The sequence below is a fragment of the Abyssisolibacter fermentans genome, from assembly GCF_001559865.1.
Lineage (GTDB): Bacteria > Bacillota > Clostridia > Tissierellales > MCWD3 > Abyssisolibacter > Abyssisolibacter fermentans.
This window is the reverse complement of sequence record NZ_LOHE01000080.1, coordinates 113,267-128,530: the sequence shown is the minus strand read 5'-3', so window position 1 is coordinate 128,530 and position 15,264 is coordinate 113,267. Positions and strand designations below refer to the sequence as shown.

Here is a 15,264-nt window from a genome sequence, read left to right as displayed (position 1 = left end):
GTTGTAATTACTACGTAATTGCCTTCGAATTCACTGAAATCTTCTAATTCAGAAACTTACAGCATATTATCGGGAGTTATACGAATAATCAGGGTTAAATTCTCTTTTGTACATAGCCATTGAATATATATCTTTTGTCATATTTCCAATAACCAATAACAACAGCTACCACACCTATAGTCATCCCCGCTACCACATCTAGCAAACTATGTTGTTTAGTAAACATAGTTGCTAATATTATTAATGCAGCAACCACAAAACTAAATATAACTATTCTATCATTTTTTTTGCATACTTTGGTTATGGCAACATGAGTAATTACAGTCTGTAATACGTGTAAACTAGGTAATGCGTTTACAGGATTATCGCTAGCATATGTCAAAATTAATAACTTGCTGAATATATCATTTCCTGTAATCTCTGGCCTGATAACATACGTTGGATAAAGAATAAAAATAATAATACATAATATTTTAGCTATTATAGTTGTTTTAGCATGAATAAAAAATACATCTTTATTTCTATATAATACAAATAACAATCCACCCCAGATATAAACATACCATAAATCATAAGGTATAATCATGCATTTAATAAGCGGTATATAATAGTCTATACTAGTAGTAGTTAAATTTATCCGCATATCTAATTTATTAGTCAAAAGGTATAACACATTTAATAGTATCAACTGTACAATAACTATGACTACTTTAGTATCTATTTTTTTGTTTTTAACCATATTGCCTCCTTCCTTACAAGCTTAATATTTTCTAGTTTGACAAATTATATAATATAAAATATTATTAATATATAATAACGAAAGTGGTGATTTACTTGGATTTTAAACAATTAGAAACATTTGTTGAAATCATTAATTTGAAAAGTTTTTCAAAAGCTGCACAAAAATTATTCTTAACTCAACCAACAGTTTCCAATCATATACAAAACTTAGAAAACGAACTCGATACTATATTACTAAATAGATCTAGCAAATATATTTACCCTACAGAATCAGGTAGTATTTTATACAAATATGCACAAGATATACTTAATCTAAAAGATAACGCTCAATTTACTTTAAATCAGTATAAAGGAAAAATTGAGGGTAATTTAAATATAAGTGCAAGTTCTATTCCTAAGCAGTACCTATTACCCAAGATTATAAAAGGATTTTCAACTGAATATCCTGATGTAAAATATACTATTTACCATAAAGATTCTAAAGAAATAATTGAAAGTATTCTGCAAGGTCATACTGACTTTGGTATTGTTGGTGCTAAATATCAATCTAAAAAACTTGAATTCATCAAATTAATAGAAGATGAATTAGTAATAGCTTCATCATATAATTCAAACTCATTAGAACCAAACTCTACTGTTGATCTTGATTTTCTAATAAAAAACAAGCTTATTTTGCGAGAAGATGGCTCTGGTTCACGTTTACTATTAGAAAAAAGCTTAAATAAATTAAACATTAATCTATCAAGCTTAAAAGTCATAGCATGTATAGAAGATAATGAAACTATAAAACAATTAATTAAACTTAATATGGGTATTAGTATTATATCCTTATTAGCTTTAAAAGACGACATACAAAATAAAAAAATAAAACCACTACACCTTGATTCAGCTAATTTAAAAAGAAGCTTTTACTTTGTTTATAAGAAAAACAAGTATCTGTCACCATTATCTAAGGCCTTTAAAAATTATATAATAAAAAATGTTAATAACTAAAACCAGTGATGTTGTTATTATTTACATTCTTAATGGTAAAAACTACATCTTATATAATTATATATCATAATAATAACTTACTCAATACTCTTTTCAGTTTTATATTTGCATCTATTTATATTTGACGACAAAAATTTATAAATCCCTCATATTCTTATTATAAACAAAAAATATAATTTTCTATCATTAATCCCGGGATAATATTTAATTCTAATATGCATATTTGTTAGATGTTAATTGTATAAACAGTTAAAAACGAAAGCTTAGCTTTCGTTTTTAATCATAGAAAAAACTACTTAGAATATTTATTTGCGCCTTGTTATAACAAAGGAAGCAATTACGTAGTAATTGCATCACACCGTTTCAACAAGGTATAAGATGTCCACCGTCTGTCACATCTTGCACCTTGTTATAACAACAGAAGTAATTACGTAGTAATTACTTCACCCGTTTCAACGAGGCTCAGCCTGAGCCTCGTTATATTTTCTTTATATTGTTTTTATAAGCAAATATTGCAGCTTGAATTCTGTCAGTTACTTCGATTTTTTTAAATATATTGGATACATGGTTTTTTACAGTTTTTTCACTAATAAAAAGTCTTTTGGCTATTTCTTTATTATTCAAACCTTCTGCTATTAATGTTATTACTTCATATTCTCTCTTAGTTAAGTTCTTTTTATTAGTATTAGTAGCTTTATTTCCTTTCTTATACCTGTGAGAAAGTAAATTAGCAATGGAAGATTGGATGTAAGTATTACCGATAATCACATTTCTAATTGCATTTATTAAAGTTTTTGAATCAGCATCCTTTAATACATATCCATCAGCACCAATATTTAATGTCTCACTTAAATATTCAACATCATTATGAATTGTCAACATAATAATTTTAGTTTCAATTCCTATATCCTTGAGTCTTCTTAAAACTTCTATACCGCTTAATTTGGGCATATTAATATCTAATAGTATCACATCTGGTTTTATATGTAAACATTTTTCAATAGCTTCTTCACCATCACCTGCTTCTTCAATAACCTTAATATCTTCTTCAAGTTCTAAAATTTGCTTTAGACCTTGTCTCATTAATGCATGATCATCTGCTATCATTACTGTTATTATCTTAGACATCTAAATCGTCATCCTTTCCTAAATATGGTATTGAAACGCTTATTGTTGTTCCTTTATCAGCAATAGAATTAACATTTAATTTACCATTTAATAATTCAACTCTTTCTTTCATACCAAGCATTCCAAACCCACTATTAGAATCTTCACCATTCCCTGTTTTATCAATATCAAACCCTATTCCATCATCTTTAATCACTACATTCAAGCAATCTTTTGCGCACTCTAAAATGATAATTACATTATTAGCTTTAGAATGTTTAAAAACATTACTTAAAGCCTCTTGTATTACTCTAAATATAGATAATTGTACAATAGCATTAATATTTTCATATTTTCCCAAAATTTTAAAGTCGATATTGATACCAGTTTCATCATTAAATCTATTCTTTAGTTTTTCAATTGTTGGTATTAATCCTAAGTCGTCTAACGACATTGGTCTTAAATTATAAATTATTCTTCGTACATCTGTAAGACAATCTCTAACAACTTTCTTTAAACTACAGAGTTCATTTCTAGCTCTTTCTTCATCAATATATAACAATTTTTCGCATAGTTCGGCCTTTAAAACAATATTTGCCATAGACTGTGCAGGACCGTCGTGAATTTCTCTGGCTATTTTCTTTCTTTCTCTTTCTTGCGCTTTAATAACCTTTATTCCATAGAATTTCTTCCTATCCATATCTTCAATTGAGTCAATTATTTCTCCTAGATTCCCATTAAGATAATCAATGGCAGTACAAATTTTGGAGCCTAATTCATCAGCTCTTTCTAACGTTTTAGCTAAATTTCTGTATCTAATTTCAAGTTCATTTCGACGTGTTAAAAGATCTTTCTCTTCCTGCCTCTTTAAAACTAAACTAATTCTAAAATTATTAGCATTTTCATATGCATTTTTAATATGTTCCTCATTAAATTCATTAAAATTCTTGCTGACTCTCATTAATTCGTACCTAGCTTTTTTCTCTTCTAATTCTAAAATATCATATTCGTTTATAACTGTCTCTATTTTAGACTTCAATAATGTTAATTTAGAATTAACTATTTCACATTCATTTCTTACGCTTTCAGCTATTTCAAAAATTTGATTTTTTCCTTCAGCTATTGTGTTTAGTGTGTTTTCAAGTATATAATGTATTTTTTTAGCTGTTAAAGCATCATTTTGCATATTAACACCATTTCCTCCTCATTCAATTTTCATTAGATCATATTCTAATTGATATATACATTAAATATAACTATATTGGTATTTAAATGGTGTTATACTCAATGTTAAGAAATTTTTATAACAACAGAAGCAATTACATAGTAATTGCAACACACCGTTTCAACGAGGTGAGAGATTTTAACCTCCTGTTAAATATAACCAGTGCCTTCCATCTATAGAGATGGTAGATAATCTTTCGCCTTGTTATAACAACGGAAGCAATTACGCAGTAATTGCATCACACCGTTTCAACGAGGCGTAAGATTTCACACCGCCTGTTAGCCATCTAATCGGGACCCGCTACCTATAGAGGTAGGGGACATCTTTCGCCTAGTTATAATTCTACATCCATTTTACTGATTTGAGTTTTCTCTGATTCGTTTAATACTTTTTCTAAGTCTATTAATATAATAAGACGTTCATCTAGTTTTCCAACACCTGTCAAATACTTTCTGTCTACACTACTAACAATATCAGGTGTTGAATCAATATTACTGTCATTTAATCTAATTGTTTGAGAAGCTTCATCTACAATAAATCCGATTTGCTTTTCATTTAAATTTATAACAATAATTCTTGTATTATTATCCACCTCTTTTGAAACTAAATTAAATCTCTTCTTTAAACAAATAATTGGTATAACTTTTCCTCTATAATTTATTATACCTTCAACAAAATCAGGCGCATTTGGAATTTTAACACTTTCTTGATATGGTCCTATTTCTTTAACATTCATTATATCTATACCATATTCCTCTTTGCCTAACTTAAAGACAACAAATTGCTTTTCACTCATATTATCTCTCCCTTTTCGAACATGCTATTCTACATATTTAAACAATATTCTCATATAAAAATTTTCAATATTTATTTATTTATTTCTACAAATTTTCTGAATTTCCTTCAAATCTGTATATTATATAAATTAATAAATTCCTTAAAATCATTTGAATTACCTTTAAAAAAATATAATTTGTACTATTTAGGACAATAGTACTATCGTTCAAATTTACCTATTTAACCACATTTATGTTATTTTGGGTATGATAATCTATTTTCTGGATGTCAATAATCAATTTGATAAAATAACGCTTTGTCATAATTTGTCATTTCCGCTAGATGGATGGTTTTCATAGATTTGGGTTCGCTGCTTTCTCAATCTGTGCCTTGCATAATTTTTGTATTATTTTTATGCAATTTTAACATTTTTATTTCTCTTTTCATTAATCCTTCAAACTGTAACTCCTACTCACTTCGTTCCTAGGAGTAAGCGGAGTTGTACCTCCTATTCATTCTATTCATAGGAGTAAGCGATTCACAAGAAATCATAGATTTCTGTTCTCTGTTCAAAATCATAGATTTGGGTTCGCTGCTTTCTTAATCTGTGCCAAACAAATCTTAGTCACCTTTTTTTTGAAATATTTACATTATGTTAGTATATATATTAATCCTTCAAAATGTAACTCCTACTCATTTCGTTCCTAGGAGTAAGCGGAGTTGTACCTCCTATTCATTCTATTCATAGGAGTAAGCGATTCACAAGAAATCATAGATTTCTGTTCTCTGCTCAAAATCATAGATTTGAGTTCGCTGCTTTCTTAATCTGTGCCAAACAAATCTTAGTCACCATTTTTTTTGAAATATTTACATTATGTTAGTATATATATTAATCCTTCAAAATGTAACTCCTACTCACTTCGTTCCTAGGAGTAAGCGACTCACACCAAATCATAGATTTGGGTTCGCTGCTTAAAAATATAGTTGCAAAAATTAAATTTTTGCAACTATATACACATAACTTTATTATTAGTCAGTTATCTGTATTGATTCTATTTGTTTTTTGAAGTTTTTTCTAAATTCTTTTAAATAATCTTTTCTTAACTTTGCTTGTTCTTTTTTTTCATCTTCAGTAAGTCCTTCATTTTTAGACTTATGTGCTAAAGCATTGATTCTGTTTAGCATTTCTTTGGTTATCAATTTTTTCACCTCAAGACTAAATCCTTCTTAAAAACTATTTTAACAAACCTATTTGCTCTTCTACTTTTATTAAAATTTCATTTGCTGTTAAAATGTCATTACATTTATTTATTTCTTCATACATTATAACATCATTTTCAATTGTGTCAACATTATTTCTAATTATATCATAAGCTATTTTAGTTCCTTGACCTAACCCTTTATTTTCTGTTAAATCTAAAGCTTGACAAGCAGCTAGACATTCCATAGCTATAACTGCTCTCGCATTTTTAAGTACTTGAGCTGCTTTTCTTATTGCTATTGTACCCATAGAAACATGATCTTCTTGGTTAGCAGATGAAGGAATAGAGTCAACACTTGCTGGATGAGATAAGGATTTATTTTCTGATACCAAAGAAGCAGCTGAATATTGAACTATCATGAAACCAGAATTTAATCCACCATTTTTTGATAAAAATGCTGGCAAACCACCGTTTAATGCAGGATTAACCAATCTCTCTAATCTTCTCTCTGATACATTTGCTAATTCACTTAATGCTATTGATAAAAAATCAAATGGCAATGCCATTGGTTCTCCATGAAAATTACCTTGTGAAATTACATCACCATCAGCTGGAAATAACAATGGATTATCAGTAACAGAATTTATTTCAATTTCTATTTTGCTTCTAACAAAATTAACTGCATCTTTAACTGCACCATGTATCTGAGGAATACATCTTAATGTATAAGCATCTTGTACTCTAATTTCTCCTTGTTTTGTTGTCATATTACTGTTTGATAATATTTTCAACAAATTACTTGCTGTATCTATTTGTCCTTCATGTTGTCTTAATTCATGAACTCTTTTATCAAACGCATCTGTTATACCATTTAATGCTTCTATAGTCAATCCAGCAACTATGTCAGCTGTTTTAGATAAATTAATAGCATCATATATTGCTAAAGTGCCTATTGCTGTCATTACTTGTGTTCCATTAATTAATGCTAGTCCTTCTTTTGATGTAAGCTTAACAGGTGTTATACCAGCTTCATTTAAAGCATCTAATCCTTTCATTTTCACACCATTATATATAGCTTCACCTTTTCCTAGCATAACTAAAACCATATGTGCTAAAGGTGCTAAATCACCACTAGCTCCTAATGAACCTTTTTCAGGTATTATTGGATGTACCTTTTTGTTTATCATATCTATTAATGTTTGTAATGTACTAAGTCTTATTCCAGAATGTCCTTTAGCAAGAGCATTAACCCTTAATAACATTATAGCTCTTACAACATCTTCATCTAAAGGATTGCCAACTCCACATGCATGACTCATTATAAGATTTTCTTGTAACTGCATAGTTTCTTCTTTTGAAATATATGTATCACTAAATTTACCAAAGCCAGTAGTAATCCCGTATACTATTTTTTCTTCATCAACTAAACAATCTACCATTTTTCTTGCAATTCCAATACGCTCCTTTGATTCATCGGTAAGCTCAACTTTATATGAGTTTCTAGCTACATTAACTACATTCTCTATATTCAAGCTATTACCATCAATATAAACCATATTCATAAGAATACACCCCTATTCCAACAATTTTATTTTTATTATCCTAACTATTCATAATAACCCGAACTCTATAAGCAGTGAACTGAAATCTTTGATTCTATGTGAACAAAGAATGAGTTTCTGCTTTTATCACTTATTCATTAAAGAAAATATAAAAGAATAATCGGACATAATTCTATTATACTCATTTTATATGCAAATATCAAAAATATTTTAAGCCTTCAACAAATTTTAGTAATTTAAAGCTTTATAATAATAAATCAGTAAATTCTATTAAATAGCTTAGTTTAAATTATATTTAAATTCTCTATTAAAGAAACCATTAAATCTTTTAGAAGCTACATAACAATTTTTGACCACTACATTTGCCTACATTTTTTCATCTTTATATTATCATAAAAATGTAGGCATCTCCGAGTAAAAAAATGTCTTGTATGGTTTCAATTCACAAACATAGAGCCCTACTTCCCTCAAAGATTTACCTTTGCTATTTTAACAATTTTTTTGAACTCTTATTACAAAAGTAGAATTTCCCTATTAAAAAAAATAAAACAACCCTTGCTTATTAGCAAAGGTTATTTAAATAATTCATTATATTCTATTTTAGAGTTTCAACTATCTGATTATATATGTCATCTGATGTTTTTCCTCTTGCATTTATAACTGGTTTTTCTATTTCAATATTACTTATTCCCATAATGTTAGAATCTTGACCTGAAACAACAATAACATCACAACTGTTTAAATTATTTTTATTTAGATTACTTACATTTAAACCTTTTTTACTCAAATATTGACTTACTTCAGTTAATGAATCTTCTATTAAAACTCTTTTTTTCATTTCACACCTCCAATAATGCTTTCCAATTCTATTATTACTATCATTGAAGGAATTTATACAGTCTACTTCAAACTTTTACAACTGTCTCTTTTTTCAATCTGAAATGGTAATGTTATAATGTCTTCTTTTATATTTTCTCCTTTTATTTCTTTAATCATTTTTCTTATTGCAACTGCTCCAATATCATAAAATGGTTCTTTTATAGTAGTAAGTTTTGGTCTTATTAATGATGCAATTTTACCATCTCCAAAACCTGTTACTGAAATAGATTCAGGTACTTTTATATTGTTATCGTGAAAATAATTTATTAATCCTACAGCTATTTCATCCTTACTACAAAATACAGCTGTTATTTCGCCTATTTTATTTATTAAACTACTACCTACATTATAACCTTTTTCTAAACTACTACCATTTACAACTATAACATTTTCTTTCATATCATCTTCTTCTAATAATGCATCTTTATAGCCATTAAGCTTTTGTATTTCCATAGTATTACTTTCATCTATATCACCTAAAAAAGCAATATTTTTATGTCCTAAGTTCATCAAATAACTAGTCATCTCATAAGCTGCAGAATAGTTCTCTACATGAACACTAGAAACATCTTCAGGTATTGAATCCCTGCTTAAATAAACAAATGGAATTTTTAATGCTTTAATGTTTTCTTTGATTTCAATATTTAATTTTTCTCCTATCATTATTATACCCGCAACTTGCTTACTATTTAATAATTGTACATACTTTTTTTGAGCTGAAATATCTCCATAAGAACTACACAATAATATATCATAATGATACATTTTGCCAATTTCCTCAATACCTCTTACCATTTCAGCAACATATGAATGTCCAATATCAGATACAATAACACCTATTAAAAATGATTTTTTTGTAACTAATGAACGAGCAATTTCATTTGGCTTATACCCAATCTCATCTATAATCTTAAGAACTTTTTTCCTAACCTCAGGGCTGACAGGTTTTGAATCATTAATTACTCTAGATACTGTAGAAATCGATACCTCTGCCAATCTTGCTACATCTTTTATAGTAACTGCCATAATACCACCTCCGATTTTTTCTGTTAATCCTATTATGAATCACTAACACTTCCTTGTTTATTTAAATATTTACATTGTTTTTAAATTATGATGTTTACGCAACATTATGAAGATTTACAATATTCCAGACAATATTTCTCCAATTATATTAACAAAATTATAAGTTTCATAATCAAATTCTTTTTCATTTAAATACACTGATAACTGTAATATACCTTTTAATTTTCCTTCAAATATTAGTGGAACTACAATTAAAGAAAACCAATTTGGGTTACCTGTAAATAAATCTTTCTCTTTTATATTTTCCCAATCAATTAAAAAATCACCTTTATGACTTTCAATAACATTTTGTATTATTTTGTAATTAATACTTGGGTTTTGTATCCACCCATCAGTAAATCTTTGTCTTGAATATACTTTTTCAACTATATTTTCATTTTCTATTGTAATAAGTACTCCTTGATATGCTTCCACAATTTCAATCAATCTACCTAATGCTAAAGATATCTTATCTTTTTTAGGCATACTTTTTTTTAATAAATTAATTATCTCAACAATAACTAAAACATTCCTTTGATCTTTTACCATATTACCTGAAATAATACCAGCTAACTTGTCTAATCGAGCAGTTTCACCTATAGTATTACTCCAAATAACTGTTTTATTTCTACCTGTTTCTTTAGCATTATACAAAGCTTGATCTGCTTTAGCTATTAATTCTTCTTTCTGTGTACCATGCTTTGGATATGTTGAAATACCTAAACTAATAGTTAATGAATTATCTTTTCCTAATAAATTTTTATTATCTACATTCAGCCTTATTTTTTCAGCTATTTTTTCAGCAGTTTTTTCATCAACATTATGCAAAATAATTAAAAATTCTTCACCACCATATCTACCAACTATATCATTATTTCTAACACTATTCAATAAAATAGAGCCAATTTCTTTTAATATTTTATCTCCTTTTTGATGTCCATATTTATCATTTACGTTTTTGAATTTATCAATATCTGCTATTATTATAGAAAACAAAGTATCTTCTTTTTTTACATTTTTTAATATATCATCAAAACTATGCTCTAAAAACTCTCTATTTTTTATTCCCATCAATTTATCAGTAGAGGATTTTACTTTAAGATTATAGTTATCTATATTTATAAATGCCAAAGATACAAGAGTGTTTAATACAGGTATAATATCTTTATTTACTCTGTTTATTAACTTGTCAGTTTCTAAATACAAATACGCAACAATTTTATTTTCACCATGATAATTAAACTTTCTTCTTTCTATGTTAGTATACTTCTTATTATGATTTCTTTTTTCTATTATTGGTAAACATATAAGCCCTGTTACGTCTTCATTAATTTTATTACAAATTATTTGATTATCAAAGTCACCATTCATAGTATTTATTATTATTTCTTCTCTGCTTTTATTAACATAATCTATTATATTGTAAATATATTTATCATCTTCTAAATCATTTACATTATGTTTAGCTAATAATTGATAATTTGCTTCCTTTTTTATAGCTATAAAACCTTTTTCAACTAAAGTTACTCTCATAGCATACATGAGTATTAAGTTCAGATTTTCTTCATAGTTCATTGAAAAACTATCAATTAACATTTGAATTGAGTTAATATCTTTTATATCAATTAAAAAGTATTGTTTCATCAACGCTTCAAATAATTTATTATCTTTTAAGATATCCTTTAAATCTTTATTTATAAAATTTGTATAATTAATATTATTATCTTCACCATATATTGAAAATAAACAATTATTTAATTTCTCCCTTGCATTTTTTATTATATTATTGTATACAAATTTCTCTCTTAATTTTTTATCTGGTATTTTATAAACGGTTTTATTGAATATATATAATGAGCTAATAAAACTATTAATAGCCTTATGATATTGTTTCTGTTTGTAGTAAATATTACCGATATTGAAATCAATTACAGCTTCTAAATCATAAATTTTTTTACTTTTAACAGCTGTTTTTAATTCAAGTAATTGATTTTTGTCCTTAGTAACTAATAATATGTGATAAAACCTATTTTTGATATCTAGATAATCATTACTATATATATTGGATGCATTATCATCCTCTTTAAGAATTTTTATTGCATAATTTTTTTCCTTGAATATTAAAGATAATTTAATAATCATTAATAATGATTGTCTCTTGTTCCTAAATGACTTCATTTTTTTAGATTTTTTAATTATATTATCTAATCGATTGAAATCAACTTCATTTTTTTTATAACACATTAACAAATCTTGCATACTTTCAACTATCAAATATTCATCAGAATTATTTTTTAAATTACTATTTTTAAGTTTATCGCACACTAACAATGCTTTATCCCAACAACTAAATATAAAATAGAACTCTAGTAAAAAGAAGTTGTATCTATTCATATCTTGCCATTTAATTTCACCTTTATTTAATGTATTTTCAATAATTTGAATGTTTTCAAAACATTTTTCATATTCTCCAATTTTTAAATATATTGAAGCTAAGTTTACATTAGCAATAAATAAAAAACTTTTTTCATTATATTCATTACATACCTCTAAAACTTTTTCAATATATTTTAAAGCTTCTATATAACTATCTTTCCTTATTAACATTTCACCTATGTTATTGTAAAAATGCAATATGCTATCAACCAAATTGTATTCCTTGCTTAAAACCAATCCCTGTTTAAAATATTCCATAGCTTTTTTTGTATCATCAATGTATTCTTCATGTATTACACCTAAATTATTCAAAACTAAGAGATACCCTATAACATCTTCAATATTGTTACATTCTTCAAAATATTTAACTCCTTTATTTATGAATAGCAAACCTCTATTAATATTACCAAGCAAAACATATACTACACCAATTTGATTATATAAATGACCGGAATAATTTATTCTTCCATATTTCTCAGATATCTCAACATATTGAGTTCCTAATTTAAGAATTTCATCTAGTTTACCAATTGATAAATAAATTCTGTTCAATATTTTTATCGATTCCAAATAGCCATCTATATAGCCAATATCCTCTGCTAAGGTCTTAGCTTCTAAGACTAAACTTTCAGCATCATTAAATTTGTTCTTTGTATTATATATATCAGCTTTTAGATTTTTATAATTAACTATATAATAACTGTAATTTATTTCTAAAGCTATATCCAATCCTTTTTGTACTAATGAAATACATCTATCATTATAGCCTTGAAGTCCATGTAATTTTACTAGATTGTAATACACTTCTAATTTTTCATGGCTTTTACTATCTTCCAATAACTCTTTTGCATAATTCCACAGTTCTATTGCCTGAGATATAATCATCATCTCTTGCATGTTTTTTGCAAATCTTATTACATAATCTATAGCTTTGTCTTTTTCATCAGACATAATACAATGATATATTATTTCATCATAATTAAAATTTTTATCAATTTCGTATATATTTTTAAGAATTATGCTAGCTTTTTTATGTAAATACTTTCTTTCTACAGGCTCTATTTTAAGGTAAAGATATCTCTTTGTGTGTATATTGTTAAAATTATAAGTAAAGCCTGTATCTCCAACCATCTTTTCAAGTATTTTTATACTGACTAAAAAATCTATTGCTTTGTCTAGATTAACATCATCTATTCCTGACAATGAACTTAGTATATTTCTAGAAACAGGAGTTTTAAAAATACATGCACATTTTAATAATTCATATTGCCTTTTTTCTATCATTTTTAATTGTTGATTTATGACTTGTTCAATATTGTTAGGTATCTTAACCTCTGAGTAATCTTTCCATTTATGCTCCCAGTAGCCATTATCATTTATAAATAATTCCTTAGAATTATAAAAATTTTTCATAACTTCTTCAATATATGCAGGATTTCCTTTGGTTTCATTCATTATTCTTGTTGCAAATTTTATTGGTGTATAATTCATACCTAAAATATTTTGTATAAACTCAGCTGTTTCATTGATATTGAATCGCATAGGTTTTATCTCATAAACCTCATCATTTTTGCTCAATCGTTTCATTTGTCTTATTTTCTCAAGACACTTTGAATTAAGCTCTTCGTTATAAGAAAATATAAATAATAGCGGGTAATTTTTTACATTCTTCACCATGTAACTTATGAATTTTATTGTATCTTCATCACAATAACATACATCATCTAAAATAATATATGATGGTTTGTCTTTTACAAAATCAATAATAAAATTTGATATTCTGTTATAAAGTCTTAATTCCTCTCTACGTTTATTTAACAACGCTGACGGCGTGATGCCATCAATATAACTTAATTCAGGTATTATTTTAACTAATTCAGACCCATACTTAATAATCAAATGATAATTACTATTTGGGTCATATCTATTTTGACAATCATTTATCATTTTTCTCAATATGTCTATAATAGGTTTTAGCTTTTGTTTATTTTCAGATATTTTGCATGTATAAACGCAGCTGCCTTCCATTTTTAACCTATAGCTTATTTCTTTTAATAACCTTGTTTTACCTACTCCAGATACACCATTAACAGCTACAAGTTTTTTATTATATAAGCCCATATTGTATTCTTTATTGATATCTAAAATAAAATTGATATATTCATCTCTACCAACAATTGGCGTTTTAAAATTCAAAACCTCTTTATATTCTTTATTAATACGTTTATAATTTAGTTTATTAACTTTTAAATCCGATATGATTTCACTAATATTTCTATATGAATTTTTAACTTTTTGCGAATACAATTTTTTTACAATTTCTCTTATTTGCGTATACTTATTACTATCTTTATCTAGAACTTTTTCTAACAAATGATTGCCTATAACTGCCAATTTCCATATATAATCATATAATATGTCTTTATTATCTTTAGTTTTATCATTACTCTTATAATTACTGTTTATTTTTTGATTTAGATTTGATTCATTAGCAGAAATATAGTCTTTAAGATATATCTCTAAATTTTTTTCATTCTTATTTATTAAAAGATTATCTATTTCTATAGCAACATATACCTTGCCCCTAAAACGTAGGTAATCTATTATCTCACAAATTTTAATCATTATATCAATAACTTCATCTATAGCAAAGTTTCCTTTAAAACTTTTAAGTGTTATAGCGTCAACAAATCCCATCGTGTAAAAATATTGCTTGCTATAAACATGCTTATTATCAACATTATTTATTAAATCAAATGAAAGGTTTGGTACTATATAAGGATGTTGAATACTACTAATCATTGTAAAATTATTAATAAGAAAATCTATAATAACATCATTCTTAATATTATTAGAAAAAACTTTTAATAATACATTATTGTTATTATTTAGTAAATCAATTGCTTGATAAACAATCCCATTTTGCTCCTGTTTATGAATAGAGTTTATTTTAAATTGTTTGTTTATCATTTCCATATGAACACTTCCTCATGGTATTTAATTAATATTCTCAAAGTACTAGTTCATTTATTATGAAACTCTCAATAAAAACTACTATCATTAAATTATATCATATATCTTGTAAATTAAATATAGCTTTTGCTGTAATATTACAAATATTACTATTTATTTTACAAGTTAGTCTATCTAGCTAAACATCCCTTCTCCCACAGATAAAATTGTAAGCCTTAAAAACTGATAAATATTATTATAAATACTTATAATAATACATAATATTACTTAATATTTTAACACTTATATTGTATTTCTGCAAAAT

10 protein-coding genes are annotated in these 15,264 nt (G+C 26.3%); 1 reads left to right on the top strand and 9 read right to left on the bottom strand.

What is annotated here, in order from left to right; all coding sequences use genetic code 11:
• Nucleotides 1-94 precede the first annotated feature (94 nt).
• Nucleotides 95-739 carry a phosphatase PAP2 family protein gene (locus AYC61_RS16270; protein ID WP_066504940.1) on the bottom strand — a complete coding sequence of 215 codons (645 nt, stop codon included), beginning with the start codon at nucleotides 737-739 and terminating at the stop codon, nucleotides 95-97.
• A gap of 95 nt (nucleotides 740-834) precedes the next feature.
• Between AYC61_RS16270 and AYC61_RS16265 the strand changes: the two genes are divergently transcribed.
• The gene (locus AYC61_RS16265; protein WP_066504938.1) at nucleotides 835-1,734 is read left to right on the top strand and encodes a selenium metabolism-associated LysR family transcriptional regulator; all 900 of its coding nucleotides are present in this window, start codon (nucleotides 835-837) and stop codon (nucleotides 1,732-1,734) included.
• 477 nt (nucleotides 1,735-2,211) lie between these two features.
• Here AYC61_RS16265 and AYC61_RS16260 read toward each other — a convergent pair whose 3' ends face one another.
• The 8 genes from AYC61_RS16260 to AYC61_RS16230 form a co-directional block, all read right to left on the bottom strand.
• Nucleotides 2,212-2,862 carry a response regulator gene (locus AYC61_RS16260; protein WP_066504936.1) on the bottom strand — a complete coding sequence of 217 codons (651 nt, stop codon included), beginning with the start codon at nucleotides 2,860-2,862 and terminating at the stop codon, nucleotides 2,212-2,214.
• A complete protein-coding gene (locus AYC61_RS16255; protein ID WP_066504933.1) occupies nucleotides 2,855-4,027 on the bottom strand; it encodes a sensor histidine kinase in 1,173 nt (390 codons plus the stop codon). The genes AYC61_RS16260 and AYC61_RS16255 overlap by 8 nt, the downstream gene beginning before the upstream one ends.
• A gap of 373 nt (nucleotides 4,028-4,400) precedes the next feature.
• Nucleotides 4,401-4,862, bottom strand: a complete 462-nt coding sequence (locus tag AYC61_RS16250; protein WP_066504930.1) for a chemotaxis protein CheW — start codon at nucleotides 4,860-4,862, stop codon at nucleotides 4,401-4,403.
• Between the two features lie 1,010 nt (nucleotides 4,863-5,872).
• Complete coding sequence (locus AYC61_RS20775; RefSeq protein ID WP_082760015.1) at nucleotides 5,873-6,043, bottom strand: DUF896 domain-containing protein; 171 nt, start codon at nucleotides 6,041-6,043, stop codon at nucleotides 5,873-5,875.
• A 34-nt stretch (nucleotides 6,044-6,077) separates the two neighbouring features.
• Nucleotides 6,078-7,607, bottom strand: coding sequence for a histidine ammonia-lyase (gene hutH, locus AYC61_RS16245; protein WP_066504920.1), 1,530 nt, complete (start codon nucleotides 7,605-7,607; stop codon nucleotides 6,078-6,080).
• 595 nt (nucleotides 7,608-8,202) lie between these two features.
• On the bottom strand, nucleotides 8,203-8,445 hold the full coding sequence (locus tag AYC61_RS16240) for a YkuS family protein (protein WP_066504908.1): 243 nt from the start codon (nucleotides 8,443-8,445) through the stop codon (nucleotides 8,203-8,205).
• A 62-nt stretch (nucleotides 8,446-8,507) separates the two neighbouring features.
• A complete protein-coding gene (locus tag AYC61_RS16235) occupies nucleotides 8,508-9,512 on the bottom strand; it encodes a LacI family DNA-binding transcriptional regulator (protein ID WP_066504905.1) in 1,005 nt (334 codons plus the stop codon).
• 114 nt (nucleotides 9,513-9,626) lie between these two features.
• Complete coding sequence (locus AYC61_RS16230) at nucleotides 9,627-14,963, bottom strand: diguanylate cyclase (RefSeq protein WP_066504902.1); 5,337 nt, start codon at nucleotides 14,961-14,963, stop codon at nucleotides 9,627-9,629.
• Nucleotides 14,964-15,264 lie beyond the last annotated feature (301 nt).